The organism is Haliea atlantica (assembly GCF_054779855.1).
This window is the reverse complement of record NZ_BAAGXL010000019.1, coordinates 299,477-317,847: the sequence shown is the minus strand read 5'-3', so window position 1 is coordinate 317,847 and position 18,371 is coordinate 299,477. Positions and strand designations below refer to the sequence as shown.

General features: G+C 55.5%; 13 protein-coding genes. 5 read left to right on the top strand and 8 right to left on the bottom strand.

Annotated features, from left to right (window positions below; all coding sequences use genetic code 11):
• Nucleotides 1–2: 2 nt before the first annotated feature.
• From ACYVGS_RS13225 to ACYVGS_RS13190, 8 genes are all read right to left on the bottom strand, one after another.
• On the bottom strand, nt 3–1,271 hold the full coding sequence (locus tag ACYVGS_RS13225; protein WP_233916874.1) for a hypothetical protein: 1,269 nt from the start codon (nt 1,269–1,271) through the stop codon (nt 3–5).
• Between the two features lie 440 nt (nt 1,272–1,711).
• A complete protein-coding gene (drmD, locus tag ACYVGS_RS13220) occupies nt 1,712–4,843 on the bottom strand; it encodes a DISARM system SNF2-like helicase DrmD (RefSeq protein WP_233916873.1) in 3,132 nt (1,043 codons plus the stop codon).
• Between the two features lie 11 nt (nt 4,844–4,854).
• A complete protein-coding gene (locus ACYVGS_RS13215) occupies nt 4,855–6,732 on the bottom strand; it encodes an ATP-binding protein (protein WP_233916872.1) in 1,878 nt (625 codons plus the stop codon).
• A complete protein-coding gene (locus ACYVGS_RS13210) occupies nt 6,729–11,105 on the bottom strand; it encodes a BREX-1 system adenine-specific DNA-methyltransferase PglX (RefSeq protein WP_233916871.1) in 4,377 nt (1,458 codons plus the stop codon). The genes ACYVGS_RS13215 and ACYVGS_RS13210 overlap by 4 nt, the downstream gene beginning before the upstream one ends.
• Nucleotides 11,102–14,236: a DISARM system SNF2-like helicase DrmD gene (gene drmD / locus ACYVGS_RS13205; RefSeq protein ID WP_460589143.1), complete on the bottom strand. Its 3,135-nt coding sequence runs from the start codon at nt 14,234–14,236 to the stop codon at nt 11,102–11,104. Before drmD (ACYVGS_RS13205) ends, ACYVGS_RS13210 begins: the two co-directional genes overlap by 4 nt.
• Before the next feature lie 20 nt (nt 14,237–14,256).
• Nucleotides 14,257–14,700, bottom strand: a complete 444-nt coding sequence (locus ACYVGS_RS13200) for a very short patch repair endonuclease (RefSeq protein ID WP_233916867.1) — start codon at nt 14,698–14,700, stop codon at nt 14,257–14,259.
• A gap of 19 nt (nt 14,701–14,719) precedes the next feature.
• Entirely contained in the window at nt 14,720–15,799 is a 1,080-nt protein-coding gene (locus ACYVGS_RS13195) for a DNA cytosine methyltransferase (protein ID WP_233916866.1), read from the bottom strand.
• A gap of 14 nt (nt 15,800–15,813) precedes the next feature.
• Complete coding sequence (locus ACYVGS_RS13190) at nt 15,814–16,011, bottom strand: helix-turn-helix domain-containing protein (RefSeq protein WP_233916865.1); 198 nt, start codon at nt 16,009–16,011, stop codon at nt 15,814–15,816.
• A gap of 319 nt (nt 16,012–16,330) precedes the next feature.
• Here ACYVGS_RS13190 and ACYVGS_RS13185 point away from each other — a divergent pair, with 319 nt between their 5' ends.
• Genes ACYVGS_RS13185 through ACYVGS_RS13165 form a run of 5 tightly spaced genes read left to right on the top strand, consistent with a single transcriptional unit; the run spans nt 16,331 to nt 18,362 of the window.
• Nucleotides 16,331–16,684 (top strand): integrative conjugative element protein, RAQPRD family, encoded by a 354-nt coding sequence (locus ACYVGS_RS13185; protein ID WP_233916864.1) that lies wholly within the window; start codon nt 16,331–16,333, stop codon nt 16,682–16,684.
• Nucleotides 16,681–16,914, top strand: a complete 234-nt coding sequence (locus ACYVGS_RS13180) for a TIGR03758 family integrating conjugative element protein (protein ID WP_233916863.1) — start codon at nt 16,681–16,683, stop codon at nt 16,912–16,914. Before ACYVGS_RS13185 ends, ACYVGS_RS13180 begins: the two co-directional genes overlap by 4 nt.
• Before the next feature lie 18 nt (nt 16,915–16,932).
• A complete protein-coding gene (locus ACYVGS_RS13175) occupies nt 16,933–17,298 on the top strand; it encodes a TIGR03745 family integrating conjugative element membrane protein (RefSeq protein WP_063140599.1) in 366 nt (121 codons plus the stop codon).
• Between the two features lie 12 nt (nt 17,299–17,310).
• Complete coding sequence (locus ACYVGS_RS13170) at nt 17,311–17,709, top strand: TIGR03750 family conjugal transfer protein (RefSeq protein WP_063140598.1); 399 nt, start codon at nt 17,311–17,313, stop codon at nt 17,707–17,709.
• The gene (locus ACYVGS_RS13165; protein WP_063140597.1) at nt 17,706–18,362 is read left to right on the top strand and encodes a PFL_4703 family integrating conjugative element protein; all 657 of its coding nucleotides are present in this window, start codon (nt 17,706–17,708) and stop codon (nt 18,360–18,362) included. Before ACYVGS_RS13170 ends, ACYVGS_RS13165 begins: the two co-directional genes overlap by 4 nt.
• Nucleotides 18,363–18,371 lie beyond the last annotated feature (9 nt).

The following is an 18,371-nucleotide window of genomic DNA, read 5'->3' as shown; positions in this document are numbered from 1 at the left end:
TATCAGTCTCCATACAGGTCCGAGTGATCGACAGATGCCTTCGTACCGTAGGTAATGGGTCCAATGTCGCGATGGGGGACGACGCGAGCGATGTTCTCGGCATCTTCTGTCAACCCAAGCGCCACGGTCAGCCTGCCACCGGTATCGATACGCCGTGCACTTCCAAAAGTCGGACTCAATTCAATGAATCGGAAATGTCTCGACGACCCCGATCGCTTCTCTACTCGTAACTTCAGCTCCGCTTCCACTGCGACCATTGCCTGACGATAGAGGTCACAACTTGATCCGCCACCGGTGACAAATATCGGCAAACCCTCTCTCCAAGCACGACTGCGCGGATCTCCCCGACTGTTGATACGAGTACCATCGATGACACCGGTTATGCAGCGCTCGATTTGTTCTGCGAACTCTCCATCGACAGCAATGACATCTTCCGAAGCTTTACCGTTCCGTTCCCCAAACTCTCCGGCAGATTCAACAGGTGCCGCATCATTCCATGAGAGCTCAAGATCAAGTTTGGAATGACGGTTGTAGTGCAGATAGTGAGTTCCAAGTGGACGCACCGCAGAAAAAAAGATTGGAATACGTGGGGGAGATGTCTGTTCATTCTGCAGGACGACGTTGAACGTAGCGACGTCGAGTGTGGCCGCACCGATGTCGATCAGCGCATGTAGTCCTTCTTTAACCTGTGGAGAAGCCAGATAACCAGCGATATGAGCAACGAACTCTGGCACGACGCCTGGCTCTGTCTCCAGCCCGGTATCGCTTTCATCGGCCACCCACGCGGCCTTGATATCAGATTCCTGCAAGTTTATCCGCGTCGCCAATCTCCAGGCCGTCCGGGCAATGCGGCGAAACATATCAACGACTTCAGGTTTCTCATGCGGTTCCGTGGGACAACCAATATTCAATTCCCAGCGTAACGAGCGCCCCGCGAGTTTTCGCCCAACCTCCGTGTTCCGGTACAAGAAGGCTCTTGCGTACCGAATGACCAGCGCCAGATATGCCACTGTAGAGATAGGGCACTCATCCGATTCTGCCTTCTCGATGACCGAGAGTTTGAGATTCCCTTGGATATCACTCCCTTTTATTCGCTGCCAGCAGTATTCACCATCCGGAGAACGAACGACGAATCCGGGCACGATATAACGGCCCGTTTCAGAGTCGTCACCCGTCACTTCCGACCATTCAACGGGAACGAGGTCGGCACCTGCTCGAATTGCCACTTTCGTAAAAGCGGTCCCAAAATCGACCCCGACTCTGACGGTCATGGGAGGCGATCTTTCTCCTCGATGCTCTGGATGCTGCAATGACCTGCCAGCCGCACTCCACTCCGGCATGACCAATGATGATCCCCCGTTGACAAGGGGCTTGAAGATCGGCGGTGCCGTCCTGTCTGATCGGAGCGACGGCTTGTCGTCTGATGACCCGACAGTGCCTGAGACGGTGGCGCGCTGATCAGAATTTCGGGAAGTCGGGTCGCTTCGATGTTTTCTACCTATTTTCCGGTCATTCGCCTTTGGTGGAGTGATGCGGTCAGAATCGGTGTCCTTCCGTGGGCCACCACCCCCCTTCGGTATCGCCCGGTTGCCCGTCGACCAAGACTCGGGTGGTTCGAATTCAACAGCAGACGGCTTGTCCCCACCTTTTTTGTTTCCTCCTGACCCACGCAATGCGGTTTTGATACCCCGCAGTTGCTCTTTCCAACTCTTCATGAGCACCCTCCCATACTCACCACATCCACGAGCAAAGTGCAGATATCACGCGTTTCAGCCGAAAATCCCTGGCTCTTACGAGTCAGCATCGCTCGGCGGGTATCCATCCGCGCAAGAAAATCACTCATTTTCTTGCGCTCAGCATTCGCCAACCCCTTGCGTCGCTTGCCATCCGGACTACTACCATACAGGGACGCATAGGATTCATGGCTGGCAATCCGATTCTCGAATCCCTCTCGTTTCTTATGAATGTGGTCATCCAATAGCTGCAAAAGCACGTCGGTACGGTCACGGTTTTCTCGCCATTTTTCATCCTTGATCGACTTGTACCTATCCCTGAGGATTTCCTCGCTTCGCTCTGCCGCAGCCGACCCAATCTCCTGAGGCACATCGACAGCGACCGTCGGCCAGTCCCTACCCGACTTCCTGACCGAGTCGAGCAACATTTCCGCTGCTTGATCATCGAGAACGGTTTTACCATCGAGCGACACGGCGGCAACCAGAAGGTGCTCTTCCTCCTTTACCCCCGAAAAGCTTGCCAATCGAGTCGTCAATGCATACCGGCCCGATGCAATGCCCTCATTGGAGACTCTGGCCGAGTAGAGTGGGAAGTGATCATCGCGTCCATCTACCTTGCGCGACAGAAAGCGAATGATCGGATGGAAGCGATGGACTATCTCTTCACCAGGCTTGGGCTTGTCGGTAATTCTGTCAGTGAAACGACAGCGTCTAGTCTGCCCGGAAGCAAGACCAGTTTTCCCAACCAAGTTCTCCCGCCTGATGAACTCATCCAGCTCTGCGGCAAACCCAGGGCTCAGGCCTATGTCGAATGTATCGGCATCCCCATGCGCCGCGACGATCCTACAGCCGGGAATACGCCTCAGACACCCATCGACATAGTGAATCAAGTCATGACGCGTGACGACCTTTCCATCACCTCGCGCAGCTTCGATCTGTGCCAGTAACTGCTGGCCATGCGCCACCAGTTGAATCGCTTCTCGCTCCAGGTCCTCCTGTTTTCTTTTGGCATTTTCGATGGCTAGTGCGACTTCCTCGATCAGACGTGCTTCTTCATCTATGGTCAAATGTTTCGACAATAAAACATCCTCAAGCTTTCTGACCTGACCAAGGATTTCCTCAGTTTCCCCCAGGGCACTTTCGAACACTCCGATGCGCTTGGCCAATCTGCCAAGAATAAGTGCATCGATCGTGTCCTTGTGAACGAAGTTCCACACCAAGATACGCTTGGACTGCTGGCCAATACGATCGATACGCCCGATTCGTTGCTCTATGCGCATTGGGTTCCATGGCAGATCGTAGTTGACGACGAGACGACAGAATTGCAAATCCACGCCCTCTGCAGCCACGTCCGTACAAACCAATACACGGCAGTTCCGATCTTCTCGAAAAGCCGAAACAACAGCCTCCTTGTCGAAATCCGCACCTCCCATCAACAATCCTGCCTCCACGTTCTCAGCAGAAAGTCGTTCCACGAGATAACGCGCAGTTCCTCGAAAAGTAGTGAAGACGATCGCCTTGGCTTCCCTGTCCTCAAGCATGAATCGCTTGAATGCCTCAGAGAATTCGGAAAACTTCGAGTCGTTTCTGCTCATATCAGAAAACTCGAATTGGGACAGCGTTCTGCTCGCCAGCCAGCGCTTGAGGCCTGACGTTCCTTCGATCAACTTCTCTTCGTCCTCGTCACTCTCATCCATCGCCGCCGCCACGGCATCAGCATCGAGCCCGTCATCGCGCCAGGTTCTCAACAAGGCTGCAGGACTCGATGCGACCATGCGCTGTGGCGTAGAGAGCAAGAAGCCATGCTCGATGCCATTGGCCAGTGCATACTCCCGCGTTCCCTCGGTGATTGCCTGATAAAGCTCCCGCTCCACAGGCGACATTTCGGCCTCGAACACGGTCGGGTCACGCAACACCCTGTCGGACTGTACCTCTCGTTTGCGCGTGCGGCTGACGATATGCGCTAGCAAGTTGAGGCGTTCGAGTTTTGCCGCGATATCGATGCGGCTTTCGTTCGTCCAATCCCTGATCGACTCAGCCTCCTCGATCAAACGATCAACGCGTTCAGATCGCTCAAACCATCGTGACACCTCGATTTCTCGTATTGCTGCCATGATTTGCCCAGCATCGCTCGTCGGATCACGCACGACATCACTTGCAGCGATCACCGGGCGATTGGCCAATACGACGTTTCGGAAATCCTCCGGATACTCGAAGTGATCCGGGTCGAGCAATCGCAATATATTGAAAAGGTCATCCGAGCCTAGATTGATCGGCGTAGCAGAAAGCATCAACTGATGTGTACTGACATCCCTCAGCAAGCTACCGGTCCGCCATGCCCCTGTTTCTTGGTTGCGCATGTAATGCGCCTCATCAAAGATCACCAAGTCCAACAGAGGTTCCTGATCGGCGTGGTGGTAGAGCAGGTCCGCCAGACGGGCACGAACCGACCGTTTGGATTCGCCACTCTCTGACGCATCCCAATCACTCGGAGCCCGGATGCCCTGGTAACTGACGATCCATGCCCGCTCGCCATGCTCAGACGAATCCAGTTCCTGCCGTAAAGTTTCCGCATCCACGACACGAGCATCCAGACCAAATCGCGACGAAAGCTCGAACCGCCACTTCTCCCTGAGCATGGCAGGGCATACCACCAGCAATCTCCGCATGTCATAGCGGGCGCGTAGCTCGGTCCAGATCAATCCCGCCTCGATCGTTTTGCCCAGGCCCACTTCATCCGCGATCAACAGCCCGTTGACTGGTGAATCCAGCAAGGTCAGCAATGGCTTGTATTGATGTGGGTAAAAATCGGTCTGGGTCAGCCCCATGGCATAGACGACGTTCGATAGCCGCCCTGCCAGATGAATATGCGTCAGTAGTTGGCGCAGATCATCTACTCGCCCGTAACGTCCCTCACGGATAAGATCCAGGGGATCATCGCTGCCAGCATCGGCCTCGACCAACTCCTCCTCATAGTGCCAGTCCAGTCGACCATTCCAGTTCACACGATACTGAGACCCGGAAGCACGTGCACGGGTCTGATCGGTAACCGTACCGATCTTGGCTGGGTCATCGATATGACGAACGAGTTGTCCTGGGCTCCATGGCATACCTGAAATCCTCACGCATTCCTGATGGAGACCAGCGTCCCCAGGTGGTCCATGTTCTTCTCGCGCGCCATTTTCTTGTATCCCAGCGCGTCACAAACTGCTTCTATCTTCTGGCAAAAGACGTCTGCATTTAGGCGCATCATCCAGAGATCGCCACTAGGCCTATCCCGATTGGTGCTCTGCCACTGCATTTCGTCATTGAGCGGGTGTTCTGGCCGAAATGGGTGGATATTGAAAATTTTGTGGTCGATCTTGGTGATCCACGAAGCCCCCACCTCTGTGATCGCGCCCCATGAAACCTTGGTGTTCTCACTGGTCACGAAAAGCACGAAAATCTTTTGCGTAGAGTAGCTTTCGACGAAGAACTCGCGGAGATAGTCATATACTCCACGCCCTTCCGGAACACGGCACACCTCATCATCGCAGTTGGTATACAAGATATCGTCAGGAGGAACGTTGTTGAAAATCAGCATCTGATAAATGATGTCGGCGAACGGTTTATCCGGATAAGTCTGGCTGACCAGGATTTTTTTCTTTTGAGAATCTACCGCCGACTTAAGTCCGAGATCAGGGCTGTTGGCATTGATCGATTGTGATATGGCGTTTTCCATAGCGTCTCGGGAAGCCTTCACCCCGAGGGCCGCCAATGCGTCTACAGCATCTGCGCTGGCCTTTTTGCGGAAGGCATCTATCGCAGCTTTCAGCTTTGCCTCATCGCCTCTCAACGCATCTTCTTTCTTCTTCTTTTTGTCGGCATTGACGATATCTGTGTATGTCTCACGTCGCTTGAGAATGTCAGCGAGCAAGTCACTACGGACATACTCTCTAACGGCTTCGTAGCGTGGGTCGTCAGACTTATAACCTTGACGATTGCTCAAGGCCATATCCGGGAGTTCCGTCAATTCGAAAAGGTCGACGTGCAACTGGCCGACGACATAGACTTCGTTCAGCTTGTTCTGGCCAACGATAGGGAGAATATTGAACTCACCCATCTTTTCGTTGGCGAATAGAGAAATGAAGTTATCCGGAAAATCAGTCAATTCCGCCTTTCGCCCCCGCGTACTTCTGTACGCCCCGATCCAACCCAGAACTTCCAACGAATACTCGTGCTCTTTACCATCATTAGCCTTCATAGTGATGGGTATCACCTTCATGGCCTGCGCCGCAACCAGATCGGCGCGCCTTTCCGGGTAGCTATCAGTAACGAGATCACAGAGCGGTTTGAACTTGTCGCCAAGTGTGACCAGTGCACATAATTCACCCATGATGCTACGATCGAAGTCCTCGATCGTTATCTCTTCTTTGCCGCGTATGACATGTATCCGAAAGTTCGCATTTACCAGGGGGAAAATTTTGAGGAGATTGCGCTTGACAGCATCCAGAGTCTTGTGAAGCCGATACTGTGGGTTCCTCATAATGATGGCGGAGCCATGATCGGTAATGCGCTCGAAGACGATTTGGTCATCCGGAATGGCTTTCAGATCATGGCCATTCTCTGGTTGACGGGTGAGTACGAATCCAGATTTCTCACCATCGGCAACAGTGAGGACATCTACGTCTTCCGATACCGATAACGCTGCCAGTTTCCCGACGCCCTTGCGCCCCATCTTTCGTCGACCGCCAGACTTCGTAAGTGAATCTGATTCCGTCGTTCGTGACACCCCTGCGACGTTCAAATATTTGGCAATGTCACCTGCCTCATAGGACATGCCGTGCCCATCATCTTCAACGCGGATATCGTCTTTGTTGGAGATGATGTAGACATTCTTGGCATCAGCGTCATACGCATTAGCGATCAGCTCCGCCAAGACGTAATAGATGTTCGTGTAGAGGTTCGGTCCAAGCAATTCAAGAATGCGTGGATCAACGTTCAGCCGATACTCCTTCATATTTCTCCCCCTTCCTGAAATCGATACCGTGCTCCACGCCTCTCACCTTGGCGCTCGACCTTTCCATTCGAAATCAGCTCAGCGATTGAGATGCTCCACTGACCATCTGGGATGCCGATAGTGGCCAGAATGTCAGATTTTGCATGCCAGCCAGGATGGGCTTTCAGGTATTCGACGATGGCAGAGGCTGGATCGACGCGATAGTCGGCTGGTTTCTCAGCAGCCTGGAGGTATTCTCTTTCGTTGGCTGGGGTAGCATCGAATTCGAATGAAGGTTGTCGTTCTGTAGCCTTCGTCGTGGTTTGCGAACGTGGTTTACGTTTGGCCTTACTGGCCTTCTTACTGTGCAAGCCTTGAGCGACTTCCTCCTCGTAACGCTGACGGTTCAACTCCGACAGTCGTCGCAGCACTTCGACGCGCGCCGTCTCCGAGATGGTGAAGCGGATTCGGTCGTTCTCCGGCAGGTACGGAACCTCGTGAAAACCATGTTCGAGATCAAGATCATCCCAGCCATAGGCGCTCGCTACGGCGGTGTCCATTTCGCACTGCAATGAACGTAGCCCTTTGATGCGCGGGTCGCTGTCGGCCTCAGTATGGAAACGGTTGTAGAGCTTGGTCAGGCCGATACGGTCAGCCTGCATGACATCAATGCGCTCTTGGTGCAGTCGCTCGCCAAGGTCAGAGAGGAGGTCATCGGCCAAGGGAAGCGGGAACGTCTCAAAGGCATCGGTCGGGCTATATCGAAGATCGTTTTTTAGCCTTGATGAATGCTGCCAAGCAAATACGCTGTGAATACTCGATTGAAGCAAGGCAAAAAGAGGTGGTTGATCGACCGCAAATAACACGATGGCATCTGAGAAGACCGATGACGTATGCACGAATGAAAATGCAACAGTCTTACTTACACGCGTAATCGCAAGCACCCGGCGCAAGGGTTCTGATGGCGACACCCCATCATCTACTTTGCGGCGCACAAACCAACGGTCGTGGCCAATTGCTCGATAAAGTTCTGGTCGATGTCGCCAATACAGCCACCACATCGACATTATGTTCTGATAGGACTTCTGCGTACTTTTTTCCAATCTTTCGGAATAGACGTGCTCTTTGATCCACTTGTAGGGCTCAATATACGTTTTCGCTCTTTCTTCCGGCCAATCCCAGAAATTTATAACCCAGCGACTCGCGCGCTGATCCGGACTAGAATTCAAGTCTTCTCCGTTTATATATGGAAAAATCACCTCTTCGTTACGAGGGTCGGCATTGAGCATTCGCTGAGCTTCCTCATTTGTCAAAACAAACCCCATGCCGTTGACAAATGAGCCAATGAAAGCTTTCCCATCGTTAGCTTTTAGCTTTTTCGGGCTCCACTCTTCTTGGCCGGACAAAAAAGCTGAAACGAAATGAACCGATTTTCCAGCCAGACTTCTCGCGCCATGCCATTCACCTTTGTGGGTATGAACACGACTGGTTACTACGGCAGCCTGTCCCGGCCATGGTTCGTTCGGGTAAGCTGCATAGATACTTGCGCCATTTCGTGTCATCCATTCCAGCCCTCCTTCTCGGGTATCTCCTTCGGCTATTGAGTTAACAGCCAGAAAACCGAAATCCCCCGCCTTACAGAGCAAATCAAATGCCCGCCGGAAAAAATGAGCAACGAGGTCCATGTTCTTACTTGCGGGCGGATGAATAGCGGCAAGGAACGAGCTGTATGTCGAGCCAAGTACCGTACTGATACGTTTTCCGCCAAGGAAAGGTGGATTGCCGACAAAGGCATCGAATCCAGTATTTTCTTCCGCAAATACTTCCGGAAACTCCAATGGCCAATGGAAAGGCCGACGTATTGGTTTATCTGAAGGGAGATCAATTGAAAGTGTCGTATGAGATCTCCGGAGAATTGACGTGATCAAATCGCGACTACCATCTACGGCTTCTCCAGCTTGGATGGCCAGCGTTGTCAGCGTGCTCTCTAGCTCCACACGATTACTGCTCGCTTCAAACACTTCCCCGATGAACGCATCGGCAATGCATTCTGGCACTTCAAGCTTGCGACGTGCATCAGAATCCAGATGCGCCATAGCTTCGACATCGTGGATGTCACGAATGGGAATCTGGCGTAGGTTTGAACGTAGCTCAATGGCTTCCCTTACAGCCCGTTCTATCTCCTGTCCGAACAAGCGCTGTTGACCTTTGCCCGTAGGAGTCATGGAGAGTTCGGTGAGCTGATCCAACCGATGGATACCGAGAAGGCTGTCACCACAGCGCAGATTGTGATCGAGGAACCCAAAGGGGCGACCCTTTGCGAGGGTAATCAGCCATATGGAAAGCTTGGCCAGTTCCACCGCCAGCGGGTTCAGATCGACGCCATACAGACAGCGCTCGGCTATGAGCCGGCGGGCGATGACGGTACGTGCTTCGATATCGCGAGGTAACGGCTCCCGGTCACTGACTGAATCGAGTACTTCGCCATCCACGCTCACTGATTTGCCACTTTCCTCAGCCTGCGTCCAAGCCTCCACCAATCGCTCGGCCAACCAGCGGCAGGCTTGTACCAGGAAAGCCCCTGAACCCATCGCCGGGTCACACACTTTGAGGTCGAGCAGCTCATCAGGTGACTTCAGTTGCCATTGGTCACGCGGCTTGCCTTCTGCCGGGCCGACATAGGCAACCGGGGTGAGCGTTTCGGCGACGATGGCTTCGGTCAGTGACTTCGGTGTGTAGTGGGTACCGGTCTCGCGACGATCGGAGCCAGTGGTGACGATGAAGGCGCCCGCAGGATAGACCAGTGGATATCCCCATGAGTCGGAGCGAATCAGGTGAGCATAAGGCCGGATGCGGTCACGTAGTTCCGTATCACCATGACAAGCCGCCAACAGGCGATCAGCGAGGGCAGCGTCGACTGGCTTGACAAGGTCGTTACGAATGCGGCTGGGTGAACTCCCGGTGTGCTCACGCAATACTTCTGCCAGTGCCTCGCTACCCTCGTCTCTGACAGCCTCCAACCGAGCCAAGGTAACCCAAGGAGACTTGGCACCCCTTGTCGCATCCAGCTCCAACGTGACCTCGGAAGTCCGTTTCACTGTGCGTTCTAGCAAGCCCTCGTATACATAACCGATCTGTTCCACGTCCAGGGCACGGTAGGAGAGTGTGCGCCCTTGATACTGCTGGATGGCTTCCAGCAACAGGAGGACGGTACGGTTGTCGATCGGCAAGGGTTTCGAGTCGTCGATGCGCCAACTGGAGCCTTTCGACCTGCCTTCGAGGAAGGGGAAGCGATCCGGATCGAACAATGACCCACCGAGTGCAGGAAGACGCAGATTCTCATGCTCTATACCGCCAAACACTGCCCGGAAGATGGCCAGCAATCGCGACCAGGCGTCCCAACGCCGCTCCAGTATCTCTTCGGACTCTGCGCGTAGTTGCATTCTCAGGGTGGAGACCGCGTAGTGGGCCTCGTACTTCTCATCCCCCAGCAATAGCAAGCCACGCTCCTCGGCGGAAAGCAGGAACACCAGCCGCATCATTACCGTGAGCGCCGCCTCGTAGAGTTCGGCTTCCTTCACGTCTCGGAGCAACTCCCGGCCACGATCCTGATCGGCCTTGTCGAGGGCCTGGATCAATACCTCCACCGCGCGACGCACCTGCTCGCCCAGGGCATCGGTGACTTCATCCTGAAATTTCAGGGAGCGATTGAGTAATGCGGGTAATTGCTCCGTTTCATCGACGAAGAATCGACGAATGCCCAGCAGGTGTACGAACGCCTGCAGGGTGGCGGGCTCCTGGCCCCAGATGCGGGCATACCAACTGGCGAAGGTAGTAACCGCACCCACTGGTGCATCCACCAGCACCCAGCGCTCACCATTCGTGACGAGGCCCAGACGGCAACTCCGTGCGCGGCACAATTGGACCATGCGTTCAGCAGGGGTGGCAGCCCAACCATTCTGGTTCGACGTGGCTTCGAGATCCGTATCCTGGGGATAGACGTGGATGAGCATCGATGCACGGTTGCCATTCTGCTCATCCACCACCGCGAAATCCGGTGTCACCGTCACGCCATGCTCAGGAAGCTGGGTACTCAAATTGGACTCACACCAATCCTTACGCTTGAGAACGTCGCCCTTGCCGTCCTCATCCAGCTCCAAACCCCGCGACAAGACTTCTTCGATCCAGGCTGCATGGATGTTGGTGAACTCGGGATCACCCGTATCCAACGCTTCTCGCCACTCATCGTAAGCCTGCCGCAGCCGTTTCCGTTTGAAGCCGTCTAGTTCTTCCAACCCCTGTGGAAACGCCTCCTTCAAAACTGGAACGGCGAGGAACGGGCCAGAAATCTCTATCAGTGAGAGCCAATCGTGGTGCGTGTCATTGCTGCTCATACTGCACCTCCCATCGACTCTGGGACGAGGAAGATGACAGCGACAGGAAAGGTACGGTCATCGAGTTTCGCGTAGCGGGCTTCGATCGCTCTTTCCTCCTGCTCGCGTTCTGTAGGAATCCGCTCCAAGCGTGCTTCCAGTGCCGCAGTATCGCGCCTTAGCTGAGTACGCTCGTCTTCACTGAACAAAGAGAATTGCTCTGGTTGCTCGTCTTTCTGCAATTCACCTCGAATCGCCGTCTCCAACTCATCGAGCACAGCATGGATGTCGGTGACTTCACGCTCCTTACGGGATCGCAGGGTGTTGCCCAGGAACTCCAGACGTTCCTTGGACCGGGATTCGACGGCCCTCAAGATGGATTCATGTGAGCTATCGAAACGCTCCCGCAATGTGTCGAACAATCCGTCACCCGCCGTAACGGGGTGCCCGACATCCAACCATCGTTGTACTCTGGTGACAGCTTCTTCTCGACGGAAGGATCGGTCACGCAGATAACCTCCCGATACCGTCAGTTCCTCATGTAGGCGATGATGATTTCCTCCAGTGACGACCAATCGAGAAACGATGGCCACGGCTGGATCATCGATGAGATCGTCAGGCACCGACCGAACCGTGACTCGATGCAGTTTCTTGACGTCATCCTGCGCCCACACTTCGGCGCGCAACAGCCTCAGACACATCTGAACCAAGCGATGATTGAGATGGACCAACACGACGTCATCTCGTCCACTCGCCACTTCATGATCGAAAGTGATGGGACGTATATGCTGAGTATGGGGGTGTCGTAACCCCTCCAGACAACGTGCCCAGGAACCCGACAAAGACGGCATTCTGAAGACGCGGCCACTCGGGGCATCATCCAGGTCGACCGGTTCCAGCGGAGGGCGACCCGCCAGTGCCAACCCCGTCACTACGGCCATCTGAATATGTTCTGGCGTGAGATGAAAGTCCTGACGGGTTGCGAGTAGACGGTCATGGAGCTTGGCCACTCGTTCTTTCAATTCACGCTCGGCCCGTACGAACCGTCTGGCCTTGGCTATCTTGGCCTCAGCCAGACGCGTATCCAGATCAGTCAGAGAACCTTCTATCAAGCCGGACATCTGGGGAGCGATCACAGGATTTACGCTTCCCATGTCGGCACGCATCGACTCCAGTTTACGGAGCGCCCTCAGGATGTCTTCGCCATGCCCGCCCACCTGCTCATCGCTTCCAGGACCGCCATCGACGGGGTGCCAGATCAGCACCTCTTTTTCTTTCTGGCCGTGACGATCGATACGACCATTGCGCTGTTCCATGACGTTGGGGTTGTATGGTATCTCCAAATGGATGAGGCAATTACAGTGATTCTGCAAGTCGATACCTTCCGAGGCGGCATCGGTAGCGAGCAGGATGCGCACGGGTGATATTTTGGGAGATGCCTGGAACGCCGCTTTCACGGGCTCTCGATCGTCTTGGGAAAGGCCACCATGGAGAATCCCTAGCCGATCTCCACCGAAACCGTGGCTGACCAAGATTTCATGCATCCATTGGTGTGTAGTCCGGTATTCTGTGAAAAGGATCACTCGGCGATCATTCCATTCGCCGTTTGGGCGTAGGTTGGTCGTCAGCCAATCGAGGATGGCTTGGGCTTTGGAGTCTGTCTGGTTCTTGGCTCGCTGCGCCCACTGCCTGAGTTCGTCCAGAATCTGACGCTGCTCGTCACTCAAAGGCTGTGCACGTCGAGAGGCCTCCTCGACGGCCTCGGACTGGGCATTTTCGACTTCTCGATCGTCAGCGTAATCTTCTTCCGCCTTCAGGATGGCTTTGCGTAAGATTCGCTCATCCAGGGCATCATTGCGTTTTTGCCGCGTCTCGTTCGACAATGATTGGAGGTGCTTTTCCAAGGTGGAAGCAAAGGCAGCCGGTGACGAAAACAGACGCTTTTTGAGCAACTGATTGATGAAGGTGGTGCCGAAGGCATTTCCTGACTCGCCATCTTCCCTCTCACGGCTGGCACAGTAATCGATCAACTTGCGATGTATCGCCCGCTCTTCCTCTGTATACGGGATGCTCAGCGCCTGCAATTTGCGCTGGGGATATAGAGGGTTTCCGTCGGCATCGACCAGATCACTCTTCAACCGACGGATCATCACCTGACTGAGTCGTTTTTCGTCTGGAAGGATGTTTCGCGCGAAGCGTTGGTCATCCAACAGTTCCAGGAGAGCCGTGAAAGATTCCGTATACCCGTTGTGGGGGGTTGCCGTCAGGAACAATCGGTGCTGGAAGTGAGGACCGATGGTACGAATGAAGCGTGTACGCTGACTTTCGAGAGCATAGTTGGCACCAGCGGATGGCGCGATGTTGTGAGCTTCGTCGACGATCAAAAGGTCGAATTTTCTCGGATGCCCGACATGCGGTGGTAGTACGTCTCGAATGGTTCGCAGACCTTCGCCACTCTTGGCCCAGTCCATCGAGGTGATGAGACGAGGATGGGACGTCCACGGATTGGCATGTATGCCTCGCTCACGTCTCAGGCGCTTGATGTACGCCGAATCGACCACCCGGAAATCGAGGCCGAACTTCTCCAACATTTCCACCCGCCACTTTTCTTGTAGCGACGCGGGACAAACGATCAGAGTGGTGCGGGCGCGATGCCGAAGGAGTAGTTCCTGTATGACGAGGCCAGCCTCGATGGTCTTACCCAACCCCACGTCATCGGCAATGAGTAGGTTGACACGCGCCATGTCGATGGCACGGACAAGAGGATCGAGTTGGAAGGCTTCGATACTGACGCCGCTGCGAAACGGCGCTTGAAGGAAGCCCCTGTCGGCATTCGTCGCGGCACCCCATCTCACGGCATCCAGGAAAGCATCCAGAGTCGTAGCGTCGTCCTGTCCCGTGATCTCCGGCAAGCCTGCGCGCTCGATGACCTGGGCACCGGGCTCGATCTCCCAAACGACTTCCAGCTCCTCCCCAAGTCCGTCCTCATCGATGGAAGAGAGCGTCACGACGTTCTGCGAGGCCGCGCTCGACTCCAGAGATGATGAAAGGACATCAGACACGACCCATTGACGACGCCGGACTTCTACCAGTTGCCCCGGTTCTGGCTTTGCTCGATATGCTTCGGCCTGCTGCTCATTGGAAGCTGTCATGCGACCCCTTCGGTTCCCCTTCAATTCTTCTCATGCGATGCCCGGCGCGACTTCAATACCTCCACCTCCCGCACCACGATCTCAGCCGCCACCAGAGGTGATTCATGCTCCCAGAATCTCAGCACACGCCATCCGATGCTTCGCAACCTCTCATTCGTGTCGGCATCCCTGGACCGATTGGTTTCGATCTTATGTCGCCAGAAGTCGGCGTTTCGTTTCGGCCAAGTTGCATGCTCCGGGCAGCCATGCCAGAAACAGCCATCGACGAAAACGGCCAGTCGAATACCAGGAAAGGCTATATCGGCTACGCGACGAGGCTTCTTCAACACCTCGAAAGCGACTCGATAGCGCAGCCCCATTTTGTGAAGTTCACGGCGTAGTGCGATCTCTCCACCCGTATCTTTCTGCCTGACCCTCGCCATACGTTGGCTGGTTTCTGGTGTAGTAGGCGAGATACGTGGCATCGAATATTCCTTCACCGTGTCATGTTGCGGCCACTTTGGCGAGATGCATCTTGATGCTGCGAGCGATGGCACGCCCCAGGTCGACGGGAACGGCATTGCCGATCAACCGACCCAATGCTTTGAAGCTGGGCTCTCCTCCTTTGGGAATGAATTCATAGTCACGAGGAAAACTTTGTATGATGGCCGCTTCACGTAAGGTAATCGCGCGATCTTGTTCTGGATGCCCGAATCGACCGTTCCCAAATCCATAACACTGGGTCGTCATCGTCGGTGCAGGTTTGTCCCACTCCATTCGCCCATAAACACCCGGATAGGTACGTCCACTTTCAGCGCGATGGCATTCGGCAACCAGTTCCTCTGGCCAGTCACGCCAAGTACCTCCTGGTTTCGAAGCTCTGATTCGACGCAGGTTTTTTTCCGATAGTGTGGCTGCGGTGTGGAGCTTGTCTCTGGGGGCGGACTCTCCAGCAGCCAAAGGCCGTAGGCGCTTGATCGCCTGACTCACGGTTTTCGGCTTTTTGTGCGTCGGTTCGATCATCTCGATGGTCCCGTGCTTGGAAGCCAGCAAGACCATCCGCCGCCGTGTTTGGGGAACGCCATATTGCGAACTGTCCACGACGTCGTACCAGACGTCGTATCCAGCACGTTTCAGGGCACCGACGAAATCGTGAAAAACTTTATGCTTGGCGACAGAAGGAACATTTTCCATGGTGATGACGTCGGGTTGAGCACCTTTCGCCAAGCGTGCGAATTGATACAGCAGGCCCCACTTTCCATCCTTGCCGTCCGATTCATAGCGTTGGGCATAGGTCGAAAACGGCTGACAAGGCGCGCAACCGGCAAGGATCGTCAGTCCAGCACCTCCAAACAACTCTTTCAGCTCGGCAACTTTGATTTTGCTGACGTCTCGTTCGATGAACTTGGCCTGGTTATTGGCCTCGTAGGGGTGACGGCAAGCTGGGTCCAAGTCGATCCCGGCGACGACCTGCAGCCCTTCCTTGACGAATCCATGAGTCAGCCCACCGGCGCCACAAAACAGATCAACGCAGGCGACCTGCATATCGCCACCATCCCGGTTGACAGAATTGGACAGAGTCATCGTGTCAGCTTTCCTCATTTCTTGTTCCGACCTTCGTCTTCCGCAGCTCCACCCGATTTCACCCATTCATCGACTTCCTGCGACTTGAACTTCCACAGCCGCCCTATTCGGTGGGCCGGCATGCCCCGTCCACGAATCCACGCATAGACGGTGTCCTTGCTCACCCCGAGGTACTCTGCGATCTCTTCGACCGACAGCCAACGCTCTGACATAGTCTTCCTACGTGAAGTCAAAATTCGGGCAGATTGCCAATAATGGCATGAAACATGTGGCAAGCATAGTGTATTGAGTATGATTTAGCATGAGCTGATAGGGTTTGACCTGATTCAAGCGGGCGTATTTCGAGCAACCGTCAAGCCTCACGCCCCACGCCCCACGCCCCACGCCCCACGCCCCACGCCAGTAGCAGTAGATGAAATCCGCCTCCTGAAATGAATCAGGAATCCGGTAACCCCGTCGTTCCTATTCTTTGCGGCGCAATCCGATCCCATACCCCAGCATCATGCCATTCGCCCTGCGAGGAATGGCACGATGGCATACCCCAGAAACCGCAACACTCCATGGCACCGTGCCTTCGTCGCGCTGCTGGTCTTCTCTGTTCTGGCCATCGAACCAGTACTCGCCGGGGACGGCGCCAATGAGCAGGCCCAACTGGCCGCATTGATCCGCCAGCTCGACATGATCGACCGCCTGGCCGAGCACAGTGCCAGCCTGCCTCATCCCGACGGCAGCCGTTATCACTTCGACTACGCCCGCCTGCGCGAGGACATCGAGCGTGTTCGCCAGGGCATCCGCGATTACCTGGTGCCCCAGCGTGCCCAGCCCCGCGACCCTGTTGAGCTGCTTGGTGACTACCGCCAGGCATCCGAGGAGGCGGCCCCGTGAACAGCGCCCAAATCTCCGCTTTTCAGGCCAATGCCGGTTTCTCCGCAGGGGATGTCTCCGTGGTGCTCTTGAGCCTGGTGTTCGCCGTGCTGCTGCTCTGGGGAGTCTGGGCTCTGCGCACTGCTTATGTCGGCTGGGCTGAAGAACGTCTTTCTCAACGTCAGTTTCTCGGGGTCGCGGTGCGCTTCGTCGCGATGTACCTGGTACTGGCTTTCTTTCTGCTGTCTTGACCCGATGAGGACTTCACCATGGTTTCCCGTTTCGCTCCCAACCGTCTGATTCAACGCGCCCGTCTGTCCGCCGCCGTGCTTTCGGTCAGCGCGGTGCCGCAGGTGTACGCCCAGGGGCTGCCGACACTGGAGGACCCATCGCGCGGCACCGGCAGCGGCATCATGGAGACGCTGCGCAACTATGGCTACGACATCGTGTTGCTGGTGGCTCTGCTGGTGGTGGCGTCGATGTTCATTGGCGTCTGCTACCACGCCTACAGCACCTATTCCGAGATTCATACCGGGCGCAAGACCTGGGGGCAGTTCGGCCTGACCGTGGCGGTTGGCGCGATCCTGCTAGTCGTGGGTATCTGGTTGCTGACCGAAGCCACCGGCATCCTGTAAAGGCGTCCCACGATGTCCAGCACCCCTGAACTCAACGAAGACGATACGGTGAGCTTCCTGCCACACCGGCTCAACCGCCAGCCCGTAGTGGTGCGGGGACTGACAGCGGATGAGTTGTGGATTTGCGTGGGCCTGTCGGCTCTAGCGGGATTGCTGCTCGGTCTGCCCCTGGCTTGGCTGACATCTACCATCGCGCTGATACCGTCGATGATCGTCGCCGCCATTGCGTTTGGCATCTTCGTTGGCGGGAGCGCACTGCGACGTCGGAAGCGGGGGCGACCCGACACCTGGCTCTATCGACAGTTGCAGTGGCGCATCGCGCTCAACCATCCTTGGCTCTCTCCCTGGATTCGCGGGGATTCGCTGGTGACGCGCTCTGGGTACTGGACGACCCGAAGGGGTAGCCAATGAGCCGCTTCAAGAATGAGGTCACCCACCTTCAGGCTCATATCCGAACCCTGCGCTTTGGCGTAGCCGCTCTGTTCATCCTTACGCTGGTACTGGGTTTTGGCTGGTGGCAGGCCCCGCGTGATCTAACCATCCATGTGCCCCCGGACTTGCGCTCCGGCAGTGTGCGCAAGTGGTGGGACGTGCCACCGGAGTCGGTTTATGCCTTTACCTTCTACATCTTTCAGCAGCTCAACCGCTGGCCCACCAATGGCGAGGTGGATTACGCACGCAATATCCATGCGTTGTCTGCGTACCTGACCCCAGCCTGCCAGCACTTTCTTCAGCTCGATTACGAGCAACGGCAACGTACCGGTGAACTGCGTCAGCGAGTGCGGGGAATCTATGAGATTCCGGGGCGGGGCTTCGGTGATGACCCCACCCAACGGGTGAAAGTGGTGTCTGAACGCGATTGGATCGTCACCCTGGACATCTCCGCCGACGAGTATTACGGCACCGAGCAGGTCAAGCGCGCCCTGGTGCGCTATCCCCTGAAGGTGGTGCGCCTGGACATCGACCCAGAGCGCAATCCCTTCGGTCTGGCCTTGGATTGCTACGACGGTACGCCACAGCGCATCGCTGCCGAAGCGCCATCCCCCACACCGGATACCCCGTAGAGGACTTGC

What these genes read in the sequence shown, in the direction of transcription:
- ACYVGS_RS13210 (WP_233916871.1), bottom strand. Translation starts at nt 11,105, where the DNA reads ATGAGCAGCAATGACACGCACCACGATTGGCTCTCACTGATAGAGATT.
- ACYVGS_RS13190 (WP_233916865.1), bottom strand. Translation starts at nt 16,011, where the DNA reads ATGTCAGAGCGTTGGCTGTCGGTCGAAGAGATCGCAGAGTACCTCGGG.
- drmD (WP_233916873.1), bottom strand. Translation starts at nt 4,843, where the DNA reads ATGCCATGGAGCCCAGGACAACTCGTTCGTCATATCGATGACCCAGCC.
- ACYVGS_RS13175 (WP_063140599.1), top strand. Translation starts at nt 16,933, where the DNA reads ATGGTTTCCCGTTTCGCTCCCAACCGTCTGATTCAACGCGCCCGTCTG.
- ACYVGS_RS13185 (WP_233916864.1), top strand. Translation starts at nt 16,331, where the DNA reads ATGGCATACCCCAGAAACCGCAACACTCCATGGCACCGTGCCTTCGTC.
- ACYVGS_RS13200 (WP_233916867.1), bottom strand. Translation starts at nt 14,700, where the DNA reads ATGCCACGTATCTCGCCTACTACACCAGAAACCAGCCAACGTATGGCG.
- drmD (WP_460589143.1), bottom strand. Translation starts at nt 14,236, where the DNA reads ATGACAGCTTCCAATGAGCAGCAGGCCGAAGCATATCGAGCAAAGCCA.
- ACYVGS_RS13225 (WP_233916874.1), bottom strand. Translation starts at nt 1,271, where the DNA reads ATGACCGTCAGAGTCGGGGTCGATTTTGGGACCGCTTTTACGAAAGTG.
- ACYVGS_RS13195 (WP_233916866.1), bottom strand. Translation starts at nt 15,799, where the DNA reads ATGACTCTGTCCAATTCTGTCAACCGGGATGGTGGCGATATGCAGGTC.
- ACYVGS_RS13215 (WP_233916872.1), bottom strand. Translation starts at nt 6,732, where the DNA reads ATGAAGGAGTATCGGCTGAACGTTGATCCACGCATTCTTGAATTGCTT.
- ACYVGS_RS13170 (WP_063140598.1), top strand. Translation starts at nt 17,311, where the DNA reads ATGTCCAGCACCCCTGAACTCAACGAAGACGATACGGTGAGCTTCCTG.
- ACYVGS_RS13165 (WP_063140597.1), top strand. Translation starts at nt 17,706, where the DNA reads ATGAGCCGCTTCAAGAATGAGGTCACCCACCTTCAGGCTCATATCCGA.